This window comes from Streptomyces sp. NPDC057302, assembly GCF_042667685.1.
Lineage (GTDB): Bacteria > Actinomycetota > Actinomycetes > Streptomycetales > Streptomycetaceae > Streptomyces.
In genome coordinates this window covers 231427-253186 of record NZ_JBHUZJ010000004.1, presented here as the reverse complement: position 1 = coordinate 253186, position 21760 = coordinate 231427, and the positions used below count along the sequence as shown (strand labels likewise).

The 21760-nt window shown below is 71.1% G+C and carries 17 protein-coding genes; 12 read left to right on the top strand and 5 right to left on the bottom strand.

All coding sequences use genetic code 11. The features are described from left to right. The 3 genes from ACFUPX_RS05560 to fdhD all read left to right on the top strand — a co-directional run. A partial coding sequence (locus tag ACFUPX_RS05560; protein WP_383316407.1) for an NADH-quinone oxidoreductase subunit F occupies positions 1-1450 on the top strand: 1450 nt, incomplete at its 5' end. Then, positions 1447-2307, top strand: a complete 861-nt coding sequence (locus tag ACFUPX_RS05555) for a 2Fe-2S iron-sulfur cluster-binding protein (RefSeq protein ID WP_383316404.1) — start codon at positions 1447-1449, stop codon at positions 2305-2307. The genes ACFUPX_RS05560 and ACFUPX_RS05555, both read left to right, overlap by 4 nt. 5 nt (positions 2308-2312) lie before the next feature. Continuing rightward, a complete protein-coding gene (gene fdhD, locus ACFUPX_RS05550; RefSeq protein ID WP_383316401.1) occupies positions 2313-3176 on the top strand; it encodes a formate dehydrogenase accessory sulfurtransferase FdhD in 864 nt (287 codons plus the stop codon). Between the two features lie 80 nt (positions 3177-3256). On the opposite strand, the gene ACFUPX_RS05545 is transcribed toward fdhD, so the two are convergent. After that, the gene (locus ACFUPX_RS05545) at positions 3257-3712 is read right to left on the bottom strand and encodes a MarR family winged helix-turn-helix transcriptional regulator (protein WP_383316398.1); all 456 of its coding nucleotides are present in this window, start codon (positions 3710-3712) and stop codon (positions 3257-3259) included. 102 nt (positions 3713-3814) lie between these two features. Here ACFUPX_RS05545 and ACFUPX_RS05540 point away from each other — a divergent pair, with 102 nt between their 5' ends. The 3 genes from ACFUPX_RS05540 (at position 3815) to ACFUPX_RS05530 (ending at position 8051) form a co-directional block, all read left to right on the top strand. Next, positions 3815-4750: a zinc-binding alcohol dehydrogenase family protein gene (locus ACFUPX_RS05540; protein ID WP_383316395.1), complete on the top strand. Its 936-nt coding sequence runs from the start codon at positions 3815-3817 to the stop codon at positions 4748-4750. 135 nt (positions 4751-4885) lie between these two features. After that, entirely contained in the window at positions 4886-6784 is a 1899-nt protein-coding gene (locus ACFUPX_RS05535) for an exo-alpha-sialidase (protein WP_383316392.1), read from the top strand. A gap of 10 nt (positions 6785-6794) precedes the next feature. After that, positions 6795-8051: a hypothetical protein gene (locus ACFUPX_RS05530; protein ID WP_383316388.1), complete on the top strand. Its 1257-nt coding sequence runs from the start codon at positions 6795-6797 to the stop codon at positions 8049-8051. On the opposite strand, the gene ACFUPX_RS05525 is transcribed toward ACFUPX_RS05530, so the two are convergent. Continuing rightward, a complete protein-coding gene (locus ACFUPX_RS05525) occupies positions 7987-9033 on the bottom strand; it encodes a bile acid:sodium symporter family protein (protein WP_383316383.1) in 1047 nt (348 codons plus the stop codon). The two genes, ACFUPX_RS05530 and ACFUPX_RS05525, sit on opposite strands and share 65 nt — an antisense overlap. Before the next feature lie 126 nt (positions 9034-9159). On the opposite strand from ACFUPX_RS05525, the gene ACFUPX_RS05520 reads away from it, so the two are divergent. Further along, complete coding sequence (locus ACFUPX_RS05520) at positions 9160-10035, top strand: LysR substrate-binding domain-containing protein (protein WP_383316380.1); 876 nt, start codon at positions 9160-9162, stop codon at positions 10033-10035. A 6-nt stretch (positions 10036-10041) separates the two neighbouring features. Here ACFUPX_RS05520 and ACFUPX_RS05515 read toward each other — a convergent pair whose 3' ends face one another. Continuing rightward, positions 10042-11055 (bottom strand): Lrp/AsnC family transcriptional regulator, encoded by a 1014-nt coding sequence (locus tag ACFUPX_RS05515; RefSeq protein ID WP_383316377.1) that lies wholly within the window; start codon positions 11053-11055, stop codon positions 10042-10044. Between the two features lie 98 nt (positions 11056-11153). On the opposite strand from ACFUPX_RS05515, the gene ACFUPX_RS05510 reads away from it, so the two are divergent. The 5 genes from ACFUPX_RS05510 to ACFUPX_RS05490 all read left to right on the top strand — a co-directional run bounded on the left by ACFUPX_RS05510 (position 11154) and on the right by ACFUPX_RS05490 (position 19596). Then, the gene (locus ACFUPX_RS05510) at positions 11154-12647 is read left to right on the top strand and encodes an MFS transporter (RefSeq protein ID WP_383316374.1); all 1494 of its coding nucleotides are present in this window, start codon (positions 11154-11156) and stop codon (positions 12645-12647) included. A 204-nt stretch (positions 12648-12851) separates the two neighbouring features. After that, complete coding sequence (locus ACFUPX_RS05505) at positions 12852-14675, top strand: AMP-dependent synthetase/ligase (RefSeq protein WP_383316367.1); 1824 nt, start codon at positions 12852-12854, stop codon at positions 14673-14675. 110 nt (positions 14676-14785) lie between these two features. After that, a complete protein-coding gene (locus ACFUPX_RS05500; RefSeq protein WP_383316363.1) occupies positions 14786-16048 on the top strand; it encodes an ABC transporter substrate-binding protein in 1263 nt (420 codons plus the stop codon). A gap of 15 nt (positions 16049-16063) precedes the next feature. Continuing rightward, a complete protein-coding gene (locus ACFUPX_RS05495; protein WP_383316360.1) occupies positions 16064-18823 on the top strand; it encodes an ATP-binding cassette domain-containing protein in 2760 nt (919 codons plus the stop codon). Then, positions 18820-19596: an ABC transporter ATP-binding protein gene (locus ACFUPX_RS05490; protein ID WP_383316357.1), complete on the top strand. Its 777-nt coding sequence runs from the start codon at positions 18820-18822 to the stop codon at positions 19594-19596. Before ACFUPX_RS05495 ends, ACFUPX_RS05490 begins: the two co-directional genes overlap by 4 nt. 9 nt (positions 19597-19605) lie before the next feature. Here the strand turns inward: ACFUPX_RS05490 and ACFUPX_RS05485 are convergent, their stop codons facing one another. Both ACFUPX_RS05485 and ACFUPX_RS05480 read right to left on the bottom strand, forming a co-directional pair. Continuing rightward, the gene (locus ACFUPX_RS05485; protein WP_383316354.1) at positions 19606-20703 is read right to left on the bottom strand and encodes a PQQ-dependent sugar dehydrogenase; all 1098 of its coding nucleotides are present in this window, start codon (positions 20701-20703) and stop codon (positions 19606-19608) included. A 3-nt stretch (positions 20704-20706) separates the two neighbouring features. Beyond that, positions 20707-21735, bottom strand: coding sequence for a chitinase (locus ACFUPX_RS05480; RefSeq protein WP_383316351.1), 1029 nt, complete (start codon positions 21733-21735; stop codon positions 20707-20709). Between the last annotated feature and the right edge of the window lie 25 nt (positions 21736-21760).

Sequence of the window (21760 nt, the reverse complement as noted above, 5' to 3'; positions counted from 1 at the left end):
GGCTGATTCCCAGCCCCTCCGGCGTTTGAGGAGCGGGGGTCTGGGGGCGGAGCCCCCAGGTAGGTCCGGGGCGCAGGCACGGTTTTCGGGAAGGGGTGGGGTTGGGGAGAAGTCATACGTCACCGCGACCCTCGGCCCCGCGGCGCCCGAGACCCTCGCCCGAGCCGCCCTCGCCCCGGAGACCGCCCCCGCCGAGCCCTCGGCGGAACTCGCCGTCCCCCAAGCAGGCCAGGAAGACCTCCTGCTCCTCAGCAGAATCGGCTCCGTAGACCCCTCGTCCCTGGACGACTACCGCGCACACGGCGGCTACACCGCCCTCCGCACCGCCTTCGCCATCGGCCCCGCCGAAGTCATCCGCGAGGTGACCGACTCCGGCCTCCTCGGCCGAGGCGGCGCCGCCTTCCCCACGGGAAGGAAGTGGCAGGCCACCGCAGCGCAGCCCGACCACCCCCACTACCTCGTCTGCAACGCCGACGAGTCCGAGCCCGGCACCTTCAAGGACCGGGTCATCATGGAGGGCGACCCGTACGCGCTCATCGAGTCGATGACCATCGCGGGGTACGCGACCGGCGCCCACCTCGGTTACCTCTATCTCCGCGGCGAGTACCCCCGCGCCCTGGAGCGGCTGACCCACGCCATCGCGCAGGCACGCGCGCGGGGACTGCTGGGAGACGACGTCCTGGGGCAGGGGTACGCCTTCGACATCGAGATCCGGCGCGGCGCGGGCGCCTACATCTGCGGCGAGGAGACCGCCCTCTTCAACTCCATCGAGGGGTACCGAGGGGAGCCTCGGTCCAAGCCGCCCTTCCCCGTGGAGAAGGGGCTTTTCGGTAAGCCCACCGCCGAGAACAACGTAGAGACCCTCATCAATGTGCTGCCGATCCTCACCATGGGCGCACAGGCCTACGCCACCATCGGCACGGCGAAGTCCACGGGCCCCAAGCTCTTCTGCGTCTCCGGAAGCGTCGAACGCCCCGGCATCTACGAGCTCCCCTTCGGCGCCACCCTCGGCGAGCTCCTCACCCTCGCCGGAAAGCCGGACAACCTCCGCGCGGTCCTCCTGGGCGGCGCGGCCGGCGGCTTCGTACGGCCCGACGAGCTCGGCATTCCGCTCACCTTCGAGGGGACCAGGGAGGCGGGGGCGACCCTCGGCTCCGGTGTCGTGCTCGCCCTGGACGACACCGTGCCGCTCCCCCGCGTGCTGCTGCGCATCGCCGAGTTCTTCCGTGACGAGTCCTGCGGGCAGTGCGTGCCCTGCCGGGTCGGCACCGTCCGGCAGGAGGAGGCCCTGCACCGCATCGTCGAACGGACCGGGGCCGAAGCCGCCGGGGACATCGCTCTCCTGCGCGAGGTGGGGCGGACCATGCGGGACGCCTCCATCTGCGGGCTCGGCCAGACCGCGTGGAACGCCGTGGAATCCGCCATCGACCGCCTGGGGGCGTACAAGTGACCGCCGTACCGCTGGGAATCCCGCGCCGCCTCATCGAATTCACCCTGGACGGGCAGGGCGCCAGGGTGCCCGAGGGGTCGACCATCCTGGACGCCTGCCGGGCCGCGGGCAAGGACGTACCGACCCTCTGCGAGGGCGACACCCTCACCCCGAAGAACGCCTGCCGGGTATGTGTCGTCGAGGTCGAGGGCGCCCGCGTGCTGGCTCCCGCCTGCTCGCGCCGGGCCGAACCGGGGATGACGGTCCTCACCGACACCGAGCGCACCCGGCACAGCCGGAAGGTGGTGCTCGAACTCCTCGCCTCGTCCGTCGACATGTCGACCACGCCGAAGGTCGCGGGCTGGCTCAAGGAGTACGACGCCAAGCCCGACCGCTTCGGCCCGGACGCGGCCCGGCTCAACGAAGAGCCCAAGGTCGACAACGACCTCTATGTGCGCGACTACGACAAGTGCATCCTCTGCTACAAGTGCGTCGACGCCTGCGGCGACCAGTGGCAGAACACGTTCGCCATCTCGGTGACGGGCCGCGGCTTCGACGCCCGGATCGCCGTCGAGCACGACGGACCGCTGACCGACTCCGCGTGCGTGTACTGCGGGAACTGCATCGAGGTCTGTCCGACCGGAGCGCTCAGCTTCAAGTCCGAGTACGACATGCGGGCCGCGGGAACCTGGGACGAGGAGCGGCAGACGGAGACGACGACGGTATGCGCCTACTGCGGAGTCGGCTGCAATCTGACCCTGCACGTGCAGGACAATGACATCGTGAAGGTCACCTCACCGCACGATAATCCGGTGACCCACGGCAACCTCTGCATCAAGGGCCGCTTCGGCTACCAGCACGTACAGAACCGGGACTGATCGACATGGGACGAGTCACGGAGCGCCGCCGCGTCATCCGCATCAGGGAGGGGGTCGTCAGCGAGCGCCCCGACACCCTGGTCGCCGAGGAGCCGATGGAGATCCGGCTCAACGGAAAACCGCTCGCCATCACCATGCGCACGCCGGGCGACGACTTCGCGCTCGCGGCGGGCTTCCTCGTGAGCGAGGGGGTGCTCGGCTCGGCGGACGAGCTCCAGTCCATCGTGTACTGCGCCGGAGCCACCGCGGACGGTTCGAACACGTACAACGTGGTCGACGTGAAGACCGCTCCGGGGCTCGTCCTGCCCGACATCAATCTCGAACGCAACGTCTACACCACCTCGTCCTGCGGCCTGTGCGGCAAGGCGAGCCTGGACGCGGTCCGTACGACGGCCCGCTGGGCGATCGACGACACGGACGGCGGCAGCGCTCCCCCGGTCCGGCTCGGGACCGATCTGCTCGCGTGCCTCCCCGACCGGCTGCGCGCGGCCCAGCGGGTCTTCGACCGGACCGGGGGCCTGCACGGGGCGGCGCTCTTCTCCGAGGACGGTGAACTCCTCGACATAAGGGAGGACGTGGGGCGGCACAACGCGGTCGACAAGCTGGTCGGGCGGGCCCTCCAGGACGGCCGCCTGCCGCTGTCGCGTGCCGTGCTCCTCGTGTCGGGGCGCGCCTCGTTCGAGCTGGCGCAGAAGGCGGTGATGGCGGGCATTCCGATGCTCGCCGCCGTCTCCGCGCCCTCCTCCCTCGCCGTCGATCTGGCCGCCGAGACGGGGCTGACCCTGGTCGGTTTCCTGCGCGGCTCCTCCATGAACGTGTACGCGGGCGAGCACCGGATCGCCGTGCGGGCCGCGGCCTCCAAGGGCTGACCGGCCGCTCCCCGCTGCACGGCGGCGGGGCCCCGACCGGCGGGGAGCGCCCCCTGCGCCGGCGGGGCCCCGGGCCCGCTCTACGCCTCGGCGTCCGGCAGGGTGCCCGAGATCCGGGTGAGCAGCGCCAGGAACTGCCCCCGTTCGGCGGCCGAAAGAGGCGCCAGGAGCTCGTCGTTGGCGTGCCGTGCGACCTCGGCGCAGCGTTCGAGGGTCCGCTCGCCGTCCTCCGTGATCGTGATCGCGTTCTTGCGCCGGTCGATGGGGTCCGGCGCGCGCAGGACGAGCCCGGCACCCTGCAGGTCGTTGATGACGCCGACCAGGTCCTTGGGGTCGAGCGCGATGCTGCGGCCGAGCGCCGCCTGGGCGAGGGGGCCCTGATCGGCGACGGCGGAGAGCACCACGTGGTGCCACATCTTCATGTCCTCCCCCGCCAGGGCCTCGGCGACGAGGCCACGGCCACGGGCCGCCGCGCGGCCGAGGAGCCAGCTGGGGAGGGTGCGGATACCGGTGGGGGCGGGCGGAGTCGTGGGCATGGGTCGAGCGTACCGGAGAATCGTTGGACTTCCCCATGAAAAGGTGAGTACCGTTGGGGCTCCCCACGATTCCCTCCCTGGCTCTCCCTGTCTGGAGTACGCATGCGTCGCGTTCGGTACGAACACAGCGGTGGTCCCGAAGTCCTCTTCTCCGAGGACGTGCCCGTTCCCGCGCCCGGCCCCGGCGAGCTCCTCGTGCGCGTCGCCGCCGCCGGTGTCACGCTCCCCGTCGTACGCAAGGTCCGCGAGCCCCGCGATCCGATCCCGCTCGGCGGGGAGGTCGCGGGCGAAGTGGTGTCCACCGGCGACGGCGTCAGCGGGTACGCGCCGGGCGACCGCGTCACGGGACTGTGTTTCGGGCACGGCTATGCCGAGTTCGCGCTCCTGCACACCACGATGGCGTCGCCCGTCCCGGACGGGGCGAGCGCCGCCGACGCGGTCGCCCTCGTCCGCAGCGGGCTCGTCGCGTACGGCGCGCTCGACGCCGCACGCCCCGCGCCGGGCGAGGCGGGGCTGGTCACGGCGGCGGCCGGCGGAGTGGGGCACATAGCCCTCCAACTGGCCCGGCTGAGGGGTGCCTCGCGGGTCGTGGGAGCCGTGTCGGACGGCGGGGCCGGCCGCGGCAAGGCCGGCTTCCTGCGCTCGCTCGGCGCCGACGAGGTCGTCACGTACGGCGAAGAGTCGTGGGGCGAGCCCGTCGACTACGTCCTCGACGCGGTCGGCGGCGAGCTGCTCACGCCCGCCGTGCGGGCACTCGCGCCGCACGGGAGGCTCGTCGCGTACAGCTCGGGCGGCGGCACCGTCGAGGCGTACGACCTCCTTGTGGGCGCCAAGTCGGTCATCGGCTTCCAGATGGCGCTCATCGCCCGCGGGCGGCCCGAGGTGTACGAGGCGTGGCGGCGCGAGCTGTGGCGGCTCTTCTCGACGGGCGCGGTGCGCCCCGCCGTGCACGCGGAATTCGCCCTGGAGGACGCGGCGAAGGCGCATGCAGTGATCGAGGCGCGGAGCAACCTCGGAAAAGTCGTACTGATTCCCTGAGCCTGACCAGGCCGCGCCCATTCGTGCCACGCACGCTTCTTGTGGGGTGTCGAGCCGCCCAAGTAGCGTCTGAGGCGCGAACGTTGGACGTGGGATGTCAGGATGTCCAGTCACCTTTGAAAGGTGGGCCGCGCCATGCCATCAGCTCTCCGTTTACGTCTCAGATCCCTCCGTACCGCCACGGCCGCGCTGACCGTCGTCGCCGTCGGGGCGCTGCTCCCCGGGCCGACGGCCCAGGCGGCGCCGGACGCCCGCGCGACGGCGTTCGAACAGCAGGTGCTCTTCAAGGCCTCGCAGGACCCCGGGTACGCCTGCTACCGCATCCCCGCCGTGGTGAAGACGGTGAAGGGAACGCTCCTCGCCTTCGCCGAGGGGCGGGTCAACGACTGCAGTGACGCGGGCGACATAGACATCGTGGTCAAGCGCTCGCAGGACGGCGGCCGCACGTGGAGCCCGCTCCAGGTGGTCAACGAGGGCGCGGGCGACACGCACGGCAACCCCGCCCCGATCGTGGACCGCAGGACCGGCCGCATCCTCCTGGCCGAGACGTACAACACGGGCCGCACGGACGGCGGGAACTGCGCCGTCCCCTGCGACCGCACCCCGCACCTCCAGTACAGCGACGACGACGGCCGCAGCTGGTCGGCGCCGCGCGACCTGAGCGACCAGATCCTGCCGAAGGACTGGAACTCCTGGTACGCGACAGGGCCCGTGCACGGACTCCAGCTGACCCGCGGGCGGCACGCGGGACGGCTCGTCTTCACCGTCAACACCGAGACCTGGGACGGCAGCCGGGTCACGGCGAACCACGCGGCACTGATCGTCAGCGACGACGGCGGCGACCACTGGAAGATCGGCGCCAAGGACTCGTACCCGATACCGGCCGACGGCACGTTCCGGCAGAAGCCGTCGGAGATGACCGTCACGGAGCGCCCGGACGGGGCCCTCTACGTCAGCGGGCGCGAGCAGGACGGCACCGACCTGGGGCACCGCACGCACACGGTCAGCCGTGACGGCGGGGACAGCTTCGTCGCGCCGTTCAAGGCCATCCCCGATCTCTACACGCCTCAAGTACAGGGCTCGACGCTCCAGTTCGGCGGGCGGATGCTGCTCGCCTGCCCCGGTGACCCCGACCGGCGGCGCACGATGCAGATCCGCTCCTCCTACGACGGCGGCCGCACCTGGGACAGCGTGGACCGCGGCACGACGGTCACCACGGACTGGTCCGGCTACTCGGACATGGTGCGGGCGGACGGCGCCCACGTGGGCCTGATGTACGAGGGCGGGGCGGTCGACGCCCGCGACGAGATCCGCTTCGCGCGCTTCACCGAGGACTGGCTCCAGCCGCGCCGGGGCCCCGACCCGAAGACCAAGGACCGCGCGCCGCACGCGAAGCCGGCGGCCGTGCTCGGCGGGGCGGCCACGACCGAAGGACGGTTCGGCGGGGCCATCGCCTTCGACGGCACGGACGACGCCGTACGCCTGCCCTACCGCCAGCAACTCCCGCTCGGCGCCAAGGACTTCACGGCGTCCCTGTGGTTCCGCTACTCCGCGACCAGCGGTGAACAGCCACTGCTGTGGATGGGCGGCATAGGGACCAACCAGCCGCAGGTGTGGCTGCGCGGCGAGCCCGCGAGCAACCGCGTCACGGGCCTGATCACCACGCGCGAGGGCGCCGGCGCCCCGAAGTCCGCCTCCGTGCGCACCACCGGCGCCTACAACGACGGCCAGTGGCACCACATCGCGCTGCGCCGCGGCGGCGGGCGGCTCACGCTGTCGATCGACGGGACGCAGACCACCACCGCCGACGTCCCGGGCACCGTGACCCGCAACTCCGGGTACGGCTTCCATGTCGGCCAACGGGTCGACAGCCGCGCCCACTTCACGGGCTCGATCGACGAAGTGCGCGTCTACGAACGTGCGTTGAGCGACGCGGAACTGGCCGATCTTGCCGGGGACGGCGGCTCCAAGGCCCCTGTGACGCGGGACACCGTGGCATGGCTCCCCATGGACCGCGTCCGCGCGAGCAACTAACGTCCCGCACGTGTCCGTCGACCAAGGTCCACGCGGAGGCCGGAGCGCGCACAGGACCTGGATCGTCCTGCTGCTCGCCCTGGCCTGCGCGGCCGTGCTGCTCATCGCCCTCCCGGAGGACCGGGAGGGCGATGCCGCATGCGAGGCCCGCACCGTCTCGTCCTGGACGGCCGACGACAAGGTCACCGGCGCCTTCGCCCGCTACGGCGACGACACGGCGCGGGCCGACGACTGGACCGGCGGCGACGGCACGCACTCGGTGCGCCTGCCGGACGGGCGGCTCCTCTGGCTGTTCTCCGACACCTTCCTCGGCCAGGTGCACGCGCCCCCCAACCCGGCGGGCCAGCCCCACACCTGGCGGGACGCGACCGCGCCCATGGTCCGCAACTCGGCCGTGGTGATGTCGCGTTCGGGCACCCCGCAGCGCACCCTGCCCGCCCCGCTCTTCCCCGACCCGGCCCCGCAGCAGTGGCGCTGGCCGGTCGCCGCGAAGGTGGAGCCGCGCTCCCCCGGCTCGGCGGACAAGGTCGTACGCGTCCTGCTGTGGACCCGCGCCACCGGGACGGGCCCCTGGATCTACGGCGTCCCGACCGCCACCGAGGTCGCCACGCTCTCCCTGCCCGATCTGCGCGTCGAGGGCATCGTCAAGGTCTCCGACCAGCAGTCGGTGCGGGACCCGGAGAAGCGCGTCCTGTACGGCACGACGACGGTCGACGACGGCGACTGGACCTACGTCTTCGGCGGCAACGACGGCAAGGCGGTCGCCCGTCCCGCCTCGCACGCCTATGTGGCGCGGGTGCCCAAGGGCAGGCTGGCGGAGCCCGGCGCGTGGCGGTACTGGGACGGCAAGGACTGGACGGAGACGGGAGCGCCGCGGCACGTCCTGGGCGACGGCGAACGCAAGGGTGTGGGCAGCGCGTTCACGGTGGTGCGCGTGAAGGGGACGTACGTCCTGTTCACGATGGCCGCGGGCGCCGAGGGCCTGACCGACGTGACCTCCTACTGGGCGTGCTCGCCCACCGGCCCCTGGCACGGCCCCGCGAAAGGCTTCGCGGCGCCGCTGCCGAAGGACGGCTCGGCCGAGCAGGACATGGCCGCCTACAACCCCCAGGCCCATCCGGCGCTCAGCGGGAACGGACGGCTGCTGCTCAGCTACGACGTCAACTGGCTCGACGCGGCGCCCGCGAACGCGCAGGCCAACGTCACCCGGAACGTGTCCCTGTACCGACCGCGGTTCGTGTCTCTTCGGATCGCGACGGCTCAGTGACGGCGGGGAAGTCCTCGGGGTCGCGCGAGCGCCGCTTGGCGATCACCGCGCAGACCATCAGCTGCATCTGGTGGAAGAGCATCAGCGGCAGGACGGCGAGCGAGGCCTGGGCCCCGAACAGGACGCTCGCCATGGGCAGTCCGGCCGCCAGGGACTTCTTCGACCCGGCGAACTGGATGGCGATGCGGTCCCCGCGGTCGAACCCGAGCCGCTTGGCCCCGTACCAGGTGGAGGCGAGCAGTACGGCGAGCAGCACCGCCTCCACGCCGAGCAGCGCGCCGAGCCGCAGCGGCGTCACCTGGTGCCAGATGCCCTGCACCATGCCTTCGCTGAACGCGGTGTAGACGACGAGCAGGATGGAGCCGCGGTCGACGAGGCCGAGCACCTTCTTGTTCCGTGCGATGAAGCCGCCGATCCAGCGGCGCAGGAGCTGTCCGGCCAGGAACGGCACGAGGAGCTGAGCCACGATCTTCAGGAGCGAGTCCGCGGAGAACCCGCCGCCGCTGTTGCCGAGCAGGGCGGCCGCCAGGAGCGGTGTCAGGACGATGCCGGCCAGGGAGGAGAAGGAGCCCGCGCAGATCGCCGCAGGTACGTTGCCGCGCGCCATGGAGGTGAAGGCGATGGAGGACTGGATCGTGGAGGGCACGAGCGTCAGGAAGAGGAACCCGCTGTAGAGGGCGGGCGTCAGGACGTACGGGACGAGGCCCTTGGCCGCGAGTCCGAGCAGCGGGAAGGCGATGAACGTACAGGCGAGGACGGTGACGTGCAGGCGCCAGTGCTTGAGCCCGTCCAGTGCCTCACGGGTGGAGAGCCGCGCGCCGTAGAGGAAGAAGAGGAACGCGACGGCCCCGGTCGACGCGCCGCCCGCGATGTCGGCGCCGATGCCGCGCGCGGGCAGCAGCGCGGCGACGCCTACCGTGCCGAGCAACGCCAGGATGTAGGGGTCGATCGGCATCCAGGTGGGCCAGCTCGGGCGTTTCACTTCGCTCCATCGGTTTGGTTCACATCGTGCCCTCTTGATGATCCTCCTGATCACCGCGATCGGGAATCCCGGATACCGCTCTGACTGTCATCACGTTCCGCGATAACCTGCGATAACGTCGTGACCATGTACGACCCCGCCCAGCTCCGTACGTTCCTCGCCGTCGCCCAGACGTTGAGCTTCACGCAGGCCGCCCGGCGCCTGGGGCTGCGCCAGTCCACGGTGAGCCAGCACGTGCGCCGCCTGGAGGACGCCACCGGGCGCCAGCTCTTCGCGCGCGACACGCACTCCGTGGAGCTGACCGAGGACGGCGAGGCGATGCTCGGCTTCGCGCGGCGGATCCTGGAGGTGCACGAGCAGGCGTCGGCGTTCTTCACCGGGACGCGGCTTGGCGGGCGGCTGCGGTTCGGGGCGTCGGAGGACTTCGTCCTGACCCGGCTCACGGACATCCTGGAGTCGTTCCGGCACGACCACCCGGACGTCGATCTGGAGCTGACGGTCGAGCTGTCCGGCACGCTGCACGAGAAGCTGGACGCGGGCAAGCTCGATCTGGTCCTGGCCAAGCGGCGCCCGGAGGATCCGCGCGGCGAGCTGGTCTGGCACGACGAGCTCGTCTGGATCGGCGCCGGGCGGCTGCGGCTCGACCCCGACGAGCCGGTGCCGCTCGTCGTGTTCCCTCCTCCCGGCATCAGCCGCGCGCTCGCCCTCGAAGCGCTGGAGCGGCGTGGCCGCGCCTGGCGGATCGCCTGTACCAGCGGCAGCCTGAACGGCCTGGTCGCCGCCGCCCGCGCGGGGCTCGGCGTGATGGCGCACTCCCACGGCCTGATCCCGCCGGGCCTGGTCCGGGTCCCCGAGCGGGCGGGCCTTCCCGAGCTCGGCGCGGTCGACTTCGTCCTCCTGCACGGCGAGCGGCGGGCCTCGGCGCAGGGCGCGGCCGACGCGCTCGCGGCCTCGATCCTCGCGGGCGGCGACCGGCTGCACCGGCGGCGTCAGCGGAGGTAGGGACCGTCAGCGCAGGCGGGGCCGGTAGGTGAGCTGCTTGACGCGGCGCATGAACGGCGCGGTCTCGACGTGCTGGACGCCGTCGAGTTGGCCGAGCTTGCCGCTGAGGTAGGCGTAGAGCGCGGGGATGTCGCGGGTCACGGCGGTCACCATGATGTTCGAGGGTCCTGCCACCGCGGTGGCGTGAGCGATCTCGGCGTGGGACGCGAGGGCCTTGCCCACCGTGTCCAGGGCCCAGGGAGCGGTGGTGATCCAGAGCATCGCCCCGACGTGCAGGCCGATGAGTTCGTTGGCGTACTCGATGTCGATGTAGATCGCGCCGGAGGCCAGGAGAGCGCCGAGACGGCGCTTGACCGCGGACTCCGAACGCCCGGTGGCCAGCTGGAGCTCCGGGTAGGTCGCGCGGCCGTCCTCTTCGAGCGCGGCGACGAGCGGTTCGTCCTCCGGCTCGATCCGCAGGGGTCCCTCGGCACGGGCGGCGGAGGCGGGCGGCGCGGGGCGCAGGGCCGCGCGCTGCTCGGCGCTGAGCGGCCCGTGTTTCATCAGCCATCCGTCCGGGCCGCCGAAGAAGCGGTGCAGGACCTGCTGGGCGTGGATGTCGATGATGTGCGGGGTGCGCGGGAGCTTGCCGAGCAGCAGGTCGTCCTGGTCGCTGCGGGTGCGGGGGCGGGTGCAGCAGACGACCTCGGTGCCGCCGGATGTGAGGCCGATCCACGCGGTGTCGGGGCGGCGGGCCAAGGCGCTCGCGATGGCCTCGGCGCCGTCGGGCGCGCAGCGCAGCCGCAGCATCCACTGGTCCTGGCCGAGTCTCCCGTGGTCCCGGACGGCGACGATCCGCAGGCTGCCGTCGGAGACCAGCTTGCGGTAGCGCCGCGCCACGGTCTGGTCGGAGACGCCGAGGACGGCGGCGATCTTGCTGAAGGGCGCGCGGCCGTCGATCTCCAGGGCCTGGAGGAGTCTGACGTCGAGCGAGTCCCGCATCTCCGCCGGGATGATGGATTCTGTTGCCACACTACCCATCACTGTCGGATTCCTTCGATCTGTCGCGGCTGGTCATTCGGATCGTCCGGTCGGCCTCCATCGTACGAGGCACAAGCCGAACGAGGAGAGAGTTGACGATGCGTACATGGGGGCCGCTCACAGCGGTATGCCTGGGGACGTTCATGCTGCTGCTGGACGTGACGATCGTGATCGTGGCATTGCCCGACATGGCGGGGGCGCTGAACGCCTCGCTGAGCGATCTGCAATGGGTGATCGACGGCTACGCGCTCGCGCTCGCCGCGCTGCTGCTCGGGGTGGGGGCGGCGGCGGACGTGCTCGGCCGGCGGCGGCTCAACGTGGCGGGCACCGCGCTCTTCGCGCTCGCCTCGCTGGGCTGCGGGCTCGCCACGAACGCGGAGGTCCTGGTGGCATCGCGCGCGCTGCAAGGGCTCGGCGCCGCCGCGATGTTCGCGACGACCCTGCCGCTGCTCGGCGCCGCCTACCAGGGGCGGGACCGTTCGGTCGCGCTCGGCGTCTGGGGAGCGGTCAGCGGGGCCGCCGCGGCGATGGGGCCGATCGTCGGCGGGCTGCTCGCCGAGGGACCCGGCTGGCGGTGGATCTTCTTCGTGAACCTGCCGGTGAGCGTCGCCTCGATGTGGCTGACGCTGCGCGTGGTCCCGGAGTCGAAGGGGCAGGCGGGCCGCCGGGTCGACTGGGCGGGCACGGTGGCGTTCGCGCTCTTCGCGGGGGCGCTGACGTACGGAGTGGTGCGGGCCGGTTCGGAGGGCTGGACGTCGACGCCGACCGTGGTGACGCTCGCGGTCGCGGTGCTCGCGCTCGCCGCCTTCGTGGCCGTCGAACGCCGGGTCGCGCACCCGCTGCTGGACCTGAGGCTCCTGCGCGTGCCCGCTTTCACCGGCGTACTGGTCGGCGCGATCGGCTACAACGCCGCGGCGTTCGGCCTGATGCCCTACCTCTCGATCTGGCTTCAGACCGTGCTCGGCATGAGCCCGGTCTCCGGCAGCCTCGTCATGCTGCCGCTGGCCGCGACCTCGTTCGTGGTGGCCGCGATCGGCGGGCGCCTGCTGCACGGGGTGCCCGCGCGGCTGACCATCGGCGTGGGGCTGCTCCTGATCGGTGGCGGCGGGATCGCGCTCGCCGTGCTCGACGCCGGGTCGTCCTGGGGTGCGCTCGTCCCCGGGCTCACGCTCGCGGGCATCGGCACCGGCCTCGTCTCACCCGCCCTGGGGGGCGCGGCCCTCGCCGCGGTGCCGCCGGCGAACTCGGGGATGGCGGGCGGCGCGGTCAACACGTTCCGTCAGCTCGGGTACGCGCTCGGCGTCGCCGTCTTCGGCACGGTGCTGACCTCGCGCATGCAGGACACGCTCGGTCATGACGCGGCTCACACGGTCGCGGGCGGCGGTGCGTCGGCGGTGCGTGGCACGCTTTCCGAGCACGCCGTACGGACGGCGTTCGCCTCCGGTCTGAACGCGGCGGCGGTCGTCGCCGGCGTGGTGGGACTGGTCGCGGGAGTGGCGGTTCTCGCCATGGTCCGGTCCGCGCGCACGGCACCGGAAGCGAAGGTTCCGGCACCCGCCGGACGCGTACTCGAAGGACAATCACAGCCGTAACCGCTGCGTACAGATTCGGTGGAGATTACGCCACCGAAACTTACTGAACCGTAAGTATTCTGTCCCACCCCTCCCCTTGTGGCCGGATTTAACCGGCTGACCAGCGTGGATGGTACGTACCGAGGGGTCGGTCACCCCTCTCCCGCCGGGCACTGCGGTGGGGTACCGTCACCGGCGCTGTGCGGAGCGCCACAAGGAGCATCATTGCGCGAGTTCACGAACCCTCCGTTGGCGTCGGCGCCGCTGGTGGGCGGCCTTGCCGACGTCGTGTTCGACCATGCCCTTGAGGATCCGCTCCACATCGCCATGGGCCGCAAAGCCGACGGCGAGTGGCGCGACGTCACATCGGCGGAGTTCCGCGACCAGGTGATGTCGCTCGCCAAGGGGCTGCTGGCGCAGGGCGTGCGCTTCGGCGACCGCGTCGCGATCATGTGCCGCACCCGCTACGAGTGGACGCTCTTCGACTACGCGCTCTGGACGGTCGGCGCCCAGGTGGTGCCCGTCTACCCCACGTCCTCCGCCGAGCAGGTCTTCTGGATGCTGCACGACGCGCAGGTGTCGGCCGCCATGGTCGAGCACGAGGACCACGCGATGACGATCGGCTCGGTGATCGACCGGCTGCCGCAGCTGCGCAGGCTGTGGCAGCTGGACGCCGACGCCGTGGACGAGCTGAACCGCGCGGGCATGGACGTCGACGACGAGGTGGTCAACCGCCACCGCCGCGCGGTGACGCCCGACTCGATCGCCACGATCATCTACACCTCGGGCACGACCGGCCGCCCCAAGGGCTGTCTGATCTCCCACGCGAACTTCATGTTCGAGGCCGAGACGGTCATCCAGCGCTGGGAACCGGTCTTCCACTCCCGGCGCGGCGACGAGGCGACGACGCTGCTCTTCCTGCCGCTCGCGCACGTCTTCGGGCGCATGGTGCAGGTCGCCGCGGTGCGCGGCCGGGTCAAGCTGGGCCACCAGCCGAGCCTGAACGCGGCGGCGCTCATCCCGGACCTCGCGGCCTTCAGACCCTCCTTCATCCTGGCCGTGCCGTACATCTTCGAGAAGGTCTTCAACGCGGCACGGCGCAAGGCCGAGAAGGACGGCAAGACCGGCCCGTTCGACAAGGCCGTGGAGTGCGCCGTGCGGTACGCGGACGCCATGGAGGCCAAGGCCTTCGGCACCGGGCCGGGGCCTTCGGCCGCCCTGCGCATGCAGCACTCGCTGTTCGAGAAGCTCGTCTACGCCAAGGTGCGCGACGCCATGGGCGGCCGTGTCCGGCACGCGATGTCCGGCGGCTCCGGGATGGACCGGCGGCTCGGCCTGTTCTTCGCGGGCGCGGGCGTCGAGATCTACGAGGGCTACGGCCTGACGGAGTCGACCGCCGCCGCCACGGCCAACCCGCCCGAGCGCACCCGCTACGGCACGGTCGGCCAGCCCATCCCCGGCACCACCGTGTACATCGCGGACGACGGCGAGGTCTGGCTCAACGGCGGCAACGTCTTCCAGGGGTACCTCAACGACCCCAAGGCCACCGACGCGACCCTGCACGAGGGCTGGCTGAGCACCGGCGACCTGGGGGCGCTCGACGAGGACGGCTACCTCACGATCACCGGGCGCAAGAAGGAGATCCTGGTGACCTCCGGCGGCAAGAGCGTCTCGCCGGGGCAGCTGGAGGAGCGGGTGCGCGACCATCCGCTGGTCGCGCAGTGCATCGTCGTGGGCAACGACCGGCCCTACATCGCGGCGCTCGTCACGCTTGACGGCGAGGCGGTCGAGCACTGGCTGACCATGCGCCGCAAGCCGCCGATGAACCCGACGGACCTGGTGCGCGACCCGGATCTGGAGACCGAGGTGCGGCGGGCCGTGGTGGCCGCCAACACCCTCGTCTCCCAGGCGGAGTCGATCCGCACGTTCCGGATACTGGCCCACCAGTTCTCCGAGGAACACGGGCTGCTCACGCCCTCGCTGAAGCTCAAGCGCAAAGCGATCGAGACGGCCTACTCGGCCGAGGTGGAGGCCTTGTACCGGGCGTGAGGTGAGCGGAGCCGGTTTCTGACGGTCCATCAATTAACGTCGCGTCAGATATTGACGGTTCATCAGGTCGCGCACAGAATCACCCTCACTTCGTCGGAGGGGGCTCGCCCGTGTCGCGAACGATCCGCACCATCACCGCCACCGTGGCCGCACTGCTGCTCGCCACAGCCTGCAACTCCTCATCCAACAGCAGCGGTTCGGGCGGCGGCGACCAGGCGGGCGGCTCCGTACGCGGGGTGAGCGCCGACTCCATCAAGGTCGGCGGCATCGTCTCCATGACGACCGCGAGCGGCTACAGCAAGAAGGACACCGACCTCGGCGCCAAGGCCCGCTTCGACCGCGCGAACGCCGAAGGCGGCGTACACGGACGGAAGATCGACTACCTGGGCGCGGAGGACGACGGCCAGGACCCGGGCAAGAACCTCGCGGCGGCCCGCAAACTCGTCCAGCAGGACAAGGTCTTCGCGGTGTCGCCGATGAGCTCGGTGACCTTCTCCGGCGCCGACTTCCTCCAGAAGCAGAAGGTCCCCACCTTCGGCTGGGGCACCATCCCTCCCTTCTGCGGCCCGAGTTACATGTACGGATTCGGCGGCTGCATGGTCCCGATGCCGGGCGGCACCATCACCCAGAGCTGGCCCGAGGGCCTGAAGAAGGTGACGGACGGCTCGAAGGGCAAGTCCGTGGCCATCCTCGCCAACGACAACGACGCGGGCACCTTCGCCATCCGCACCTACAAGCAGAGCTTCGCGGCGGCCGGTTACAAGGTGACGTACGCCAAGTCGACCGTGCCCGCGACCTCCGTGCCGAGCGACTGGTCCGCGTATACCAAGGAGATCCTGCGCTCCGACGGCGGCAAGGCGCCGGACGTGGTCGTCTCCGTGATGCAGACCCCGTACAACATCGGCCTCTTCACGGCCGTCAAGCGCTCCGGCTTCAAGGGCGTGATCACGGACCCGACCGACTACGACCCGGGCCTGCTCGCCAAGAGCGCGACGAAGAAGGCGCTCGACGGCGTGCACATCCTCCTTGCCTTCCAGCCGTTCGAGCAGAACACCGCGGCGATGAAGCAGTTCAAGGCGGACATCAGGAAGGCCGCGGGCAAGGATGTCCCGCTCAACATGCACATGATGACCGGCTATATGTCGGCGGACCTCTTCCTCTCGATCGCCGAGGAGGCGGGCAAGGACCTGACCGTCGACTCCTTCCAGCAGGCGGCGAACGGCTTCTCCGACAAGGACACGATGGTCGGTGACCGCAGCCTGCCCAAGGGGCAGAAGGAGTCGTTCGGCTGCGGCGCCCTCGTGCGGCTGAAGGACGGGAAGTACTCGGTGTCGTCGCCCTTCACGTGCTACGAACCCATCCCCTTCAAGTAGAAGGGCGGGGCCATCGTGTCCGACCTGCTGGGATTCGTGCTGAGCGGTCTCGTCTCCGGCGCCCTGTACGCGCTGCTCGCGACGGGTCTCGTCCTGTCCTACTCCGCCTCCGGTCTCTTCAACTTCGCACACGGCGCGACCGCCTACCTCTGCGCGCTCACCTTCTACGAACTCCACTCCGGCTTCGGCTGGCCCGCCGTGCCGACGGCGCTGCTCCTCGTCTGTGTCGTGGCGCCCGCGCTCGGCTGGGGCCTGGACCGGCTGATGTTCCGCAAGCTGGCGAGGGTGGGCGAGACCGCGCAGATCGTCGCGACGATCGGGCTGCTCGTCGCGCTGCCCGCGCTCGGCCTGTGGGTGGTGGAGCTCCTTCAGGACGCGGGGGCGTCCGTCAAACCGGCCGAGAACCAGTTCGGTCTGCCGGGCGTCGGGCCGAGCCCCGCCAAGAACTGGCAGCTCATGGACGGCGTCGGCATCGACTCCGATCAGCTGATCACGTGGGTCGCCACGGCCGTGGTCGCGATCGGCCTGTGGATCCTGATGCGGCACACGCCGCTGGGGCTCCGGCTGCGGGCGGCGGTGGACAACCGCTCGCTGGTGGAGCTGCGGGGCATGAGCGCGGACCGGCTCTCGTCGGTGGCGTGGATGCTGTCGTCGGGGCTCGCGGGGCTTGCGGGTGTGCTGGCCACTCCCCTGCTGGGGTTGTCGTCACATGACTTCACCCTGTTCCTGTTCGTGTCGGCCACCGCCGCGGTGCTCGGGCGCTTCATGTCGATTCCGCTGGCGTTCGCGGGCGGGCTCGGGCTCGGGGTGCTGCAGAACCTGGTCGCCGGGTACGCCGATTTCGCGGAGAAGATCACCGGGTTCCGTACGGCGGTCCCGTTCCTGATCCTCTTCGCCGGGCTGCTCCTCATGACGCGGCGGCAGCGGATCGCGGGCACGGCGGCGGTGGACGCGCCGCCGATCGACTATCTCGCCGGGAAATCATGGCTGCGCAGGTGGGGGCCGTGGGCCGTGGGGGGTGTGCTGCTGGCGCTGTCCTTCTACACGGTGACCACACCCTTCTGGAGCGGCATCCTCGCGCAGGGCCTGGCGATCTCCCTGGTCTTCATCTCCTTCACCGTGGTGACGGGCCTCGGCGCGATGGTGTCCCTGGCGCAGGCGACGTTCGTGACGGGCGCGGCGCTCGTGGCGGGGCTCCTGGTGAGCCATGGGTGGCCGTTCATCGCCGCGGCCCTCGTGGGGACGTGCGGGGCGGCGGTGCTCGGCGCCCTCGTCGCGCTGCCGGCGCTGCGTCTCGGCGGCCGGTCCCTGGCCCTCGCCACGCTCGCCCTGGCCTTCCTCGCCGATCAAGTCCTCTTCCAGATGGGGTGGTTGAGGAACGGCGACACGGGATGGGAGATCCCGCGCGCCGTCTTCGGGCCCGTCGATCTGAGCGACGACCGGGCCATGGGCGTGGCGATGGTCGTCCTGGTGACGGTGGCCGTGGCCGCGCTGAGCGCGCTGCGGGGGTCGGCGACGGGGCGGGCGATGCTGGCGGTGCGGTCCGCTCCGGCGGCGGCGATGGCGTCCGGGGTCTCGGTGGTGCGGACGAAGCTCCTTGTGTTCACGTTGTCGGCGGGGCTCGCGGGGTTCGGCGGCGTGATGTACGCGTCGTTCAACACACGGATCACGGCCACGGACTTCACCGCGATGACGGGGCTCGTGTGGCTCGCGGTGGTCGTCGCCGCGGGCGTGCGCAGGCCGCAGTTCGCGGTGGTGGCGGGGCTCGTCTTCGCGATCGTGCCGCATCTGGTCGCCGATTACGTGACGGAGTCGGTGCAGCTGCCGGTGATTCTGTTCGGGTTGGCGGGGCTTGCGTTGGCCAATGATCCGGACGGGTACTGTGCGGCGGTTTCGGTGCGGCTGCATCGGAGACGGGTACGGGTGGCGGGAGCTGGTGCCTCTCAGCCCGTCCGGCGATCGAGGACGAACTCGGCGAAGCCGGTGATGACGGCAGACGAGGCCCCTGCGCCGGGCGGGTCCTCGGGAAGGGGTAGGCTTGAGGAGAATCCCCCGCCCTCCCTGGCCCTACGTGACGTCCACGCCGGATACGACGGCGCCGCCGTCCTCCACGGAGTGACCCTCACCGTCCACCCCGGCGAGATCGTCGCCCTCCTCGGCCCCAATGGGGCGGGCAAGTCGACGACGTGCCGAGTCGCGGCCGGGGCCCTCGCGCCCGCCCAGGGGCAGATATACGTTTCCGGGGACGACGCCACGCGGAGCGGACCCGTCCGCCGCTCCCGCGCGGGAGTCGTCCTCGCCCCCGAAGGCCGCGGCATCTTCCCCTCCCTCACCATCGAGGAGAACCTGACCCTGCACCTCCCGGAGGGGGACGCCCGCGACGCCGTCTACGACCGCTTCCCCGGCCTCGCCGCCCGGCGCAAGGTCACCGCGGGGTCGCTCTCCGGAGGAGAACAGCAGCTGCTCGCCCTCGCTCCCCTCCTCCAGCGCCCGCCCAGCGTACTGATCGCGGACGAGCCGTCCCTGGGCCTCGCACCCCGGGTGGTCGACGAGGTCTTCCGCCTGCTGGCCGAACTGCGGGACGCCGGCACGGGGTTGCTCCTGGTGGAGGAGAAGGCCGCCGAGATCCTCGGTGTCGCCGACACCGTCGCCTACCTCGCGCAGGGCCGGATCTCCTGGTGCGGCCCGCGCTCCGAGGTCCGGCCGGACCAGCTGACCGAGGCTTATCTGGGCATAGCCGCGCAGGGCAGCACCGAGGGAGTGGGACAGGCATGAGCGACCGAGTCCTCGAAGCCTCCGCGATAGGCGTCCGCTTCGGCGGTGTGCACGCCCTCACGGACGTGGACCTGAGCCTGCGCCGCGGCGAGGTCTGCGGTCTCATCGGCCCCAACGGGGCAGGAAAGACGACGCTGTTCGACGTCGTGTCCGGCATCCGCCGCCCCGACCACGGGCGCGTCCTGCTCGACGGCGCGGACGTCACCCGCCGCTCCCCCGTCTGGCGCGCCCGCCACGGCATGCGCCGCACGTTCCAGCGCCAGCAGCTCTTCGGGCAGCTCACGGTGGCCGACAACCTGCTCGTCGCACAGGAGTGGCGTGGCGGCGGTGGCGGGTTCGGCGCCGATCTGCTGGCTGCGCCGACCCGGCGTACGCACGAGAGGGCCAGACGGTCGCGTGCGTCAACCGTCCTGCGCGAGTGTGGGCTTGACGCACTCGCCGACGACTACGCGGGCTCCCTGCCCGTCGGCCGGGCCCGCATGGTGGAGCTGGCACGCGCGGTGGCGGACCCGCCCGGAGTGCTGCTCCTGGACGAGCCCGCCTCCGGGATGACGGCCGACGAGCGAGGCCACCTGTCGGCCGTCATCCGGCACCTCGCGGACGAGGAAGGCTGCTCCGTGCTCCTGGTCGAGCACAATGTCGCCTTCGTGATGGAGCTCTGCGCCCGCGTGGTGGTCCTCGACCTCGGCAGGGTCCTGGCCGAGGGCTCGGCGGCCGAGGTACGCGCCGACCCGAAGGTGCGGGACGCGTACCTCGGGACCACGGGGGTCTAGCTTGTGCCGCTAGCCGATGGTCACGCGGAATATCTGGTCGGAACCGTCCGGCCGGCCACCGTTGTTGTCGGCGTTCGTGGTGGAGAGCCAGAGCTGGTCCGCGCCCGGCACGGCGGTGACCGCGCGCAGGCGCCCGTACTCACCGACGTAGAACGCCTTGGCCGTCCCGACGTTCTCGTCGTCGGCGTTGATCGGGATGCGCCAGAGCCGCTCGCCCTTCAACGCCGCCATGTAGACCGCGCCGTCGACGATCGCGACGCCGCTCGGCGAGGCCTCCGCGACGCCCCAGGTCGTCTTGGGGTTGGTCATGCCGGAGACGTCGCAGGTGCCTTCGCAGGTGGGCCAGCCGTAGTTCTTGCCGGGCTTGATGAGGTTGAGCTCATCCTTGGCGTTCTGACCCAACTCCGCTTCCCACAAGCGCCCTTGGGCATCGAAGGCGATGCCTTGCGGGTTGCGGTGCCCCATGCTGTAGGCGTAGTTGCCGAAGGGGTTGCCGGGGGCCGCCCCGCCGTCCTTGGTGAGGCGCAGGATCTTGCCGTTGAGTGAGTTCTCGTCCTGCGCGAGAGCGCCGTCCTGGGCATCGCCGGTGGTGGCGTAGAGATAGCCGTCGGGGCCGAAGGCCAGCCGGCCGCCGTTGTGGTACTTGTTCTTCTTGATGCCCTTGAGCAGGGCCTTGTAGCCGGTCAGCTTCGTCCCGTCGTACGTCATGCGCGCGATGCGATTGCCCTCGGTCGAGGTGTGCATGACGTACACGTAGTGGTTCGTGGCCCAGTCCGGATCGACGGCCACCCCCATCAGCCCGCCTTCGCCGCCGGTGGTCTGAGACTCGGGGACGGTCCCTATCTGCTTCTTGTCCTTGCCGTCGCCCGAGACGAGCCAGACGCGGAAGTCGTCCCGCTCGGTGACCAGGGCGGACGTGCCGTCGGGCGTCCAGGACGTGCCCCAGGGGATCGTCCAGCCGGTGGATATCGTCGCGATGTCCTTGGGCTCACCGACCGCCGCCTTCGGCTGGTCCGGGGCCGCGGACGCCGACGTGACGTACTGCGTGAGCCCGACGACCAGGGCGGCGGCGCCGAGCACGGCCGCTCTCCTCTTGCCGATGTTCATGTCTCAACCCCCGTACTGGGCAACGATTTTGGTGAAGTCGTACGGGGCCTGCGACACGCCGCTGCACGAGTCCCCCGCGCTGCCGCCCGACGAGCAGTCGCGGTCGCGGTTGACCGCCCAGAAGGAGAAGCGCGCGATGTGGTGCTGCTGTGCGTAGGCGAGGATCTTCTTGAAGTCGTTCGTGGTGACGGTCTCGCCCGCCACGTCCGTCTTGCCGTTCATGGAGGAGATACCGGTGTGCTTGTACGCGTCGGCGTCGCTGTAGCCGTAGGCACTCTTGACCGCGCTCTTCAGGCCCTCCATCGCGCTCACCGAGGCGTCGCCCATGGAACCGCTGTGACTGCCGAAGTCGAACGGCATGATCACCCAGGCGTCGTTGGCGAGACCGGCCGCGGCGCCACGCTTGATGAGGTCCTTGCCGGTGGCGTCGGGGCCGGTCGGGGTCGTCCCCATCGTGACGTAGGTGACGATCCCCGGGTTCTTCTGCTTCACGATCTTCAGGGCGTCCACGACCCGCTGGCGCACGGTCGCGTTGCTGAACTCGGTGTCCTCGATGTCGATGTCGAACGCCTTGAGCTTGTACGCGTCGATGACCTTCTGGTACGCCCCGGCGAGCGCGGTGGCGCTCGAGCACTTCTCGCCGAGCTTGGCGCCGCTCCAGCCGCCGACGGAGACGACGATGTCTCCGCCGGCGCCGCGTATGGACTTGATGGCCGACTCGTCGGAGCCGCCCTTCAGCGGGCGGCTGCCGTCCCAGGCCGGGTTGCAGCCGCCGTCGGACAGGATGAAGGCGAGCGTGAACCACTTGACGCCGGTCGCGGCCATCACGTCGGTGGGCTTCTGCGGGCTGCCCCACCCGAGGTACTCGTACGGGGCGGCGTGGATCGTGCCGGACGCCTTGACGGCCGGGGCCTTGACGGTCGCCTCCGGGGGCGCGGCCGACGACTGTGCGGCCAGGGCGAGGGACGCGGTCGCCGCGAGGACGCCGGCTGCGGCCAGTGCGGTGGCCGTTCTGCGGGGGGTGTGGGACATGGGGGGTCTGTTCTCCTTTGTCTGG

Bases quoted from the DNA above. Each gene is read 5' to 3' on its own strand.
- ACFUPX_RS05545 (WP_383316398.1), bottom strand. From the start codon at position 3,712: ATGCCCACGACTCCGCCCGCCCCCACCGGTATCCGCACCCTCCCCAGC.
- fdhD (WP_383316401.1), top strand. From the start codon at position 2,313: ATGGGACGAGTCACGGAGCGCCGCCGCGTCATCCGCATCAGGGAGGGG.
- ACFUPX_RS05490 (WP_383316357.1), top strand. From the start codon at position 18,820: ATGAGCGACCGAGTCCTCGAAGCCTCCGCGATAGGCGTCCGCTTCGGC.
- ACFUPX_RS05515 (WP_383316377.1), bottom strand. From the start codon at position 11,055: ATGGGTAGTGTGGCAACAGAATCCATCATCCCGGCGGAGATGCGGGAC.
- ACFUPX_RS05540 (WP_383316395.1), top strand. From the start codon at position 3,815: ATGCGTCGCGTTCGGTACGAACACAGCGGTGGTCCCGAAGTCCTCTTC.
- ACFUPX_RS05535 (WP_383316392.1), top strand. From the start codon at position 4,886: ATGCCATCAGCTCTCCGTTTACGTCTCAGATCCCTCCGTACCGCCACG.
- ACFUPX_RS05520 (WP_383316380.1), top strand. From the start codon at position 9,160: ATGTACGACCCCGCCCAGCTCCGTACGTTCCTCGCCGTCGCCCAGACG.
- ACFUPX_RS05485 (WP_383316354.1), bottom strand. From the start codon at position 20,703: ATGAACATCGGCAAGAGGAGAGCGGCCGTGCTCGGCGCCGCCGCCCTG.
- ACFUPX_RS05510 (WP_383316374.1), top strand. From the start codon at position 11,154: ATGCGTACATGGGGGCCGCTCACAGCGGTATGCCTGGGGACGTTCATG.
- ACFUPX_RS05480 (WP_383316351.1), bottom strand. From the start codon at position 21,735: ATGTCCCACACCCCCCGCAGAACGGCCACCGCACTGGCCGCAGCCGGC.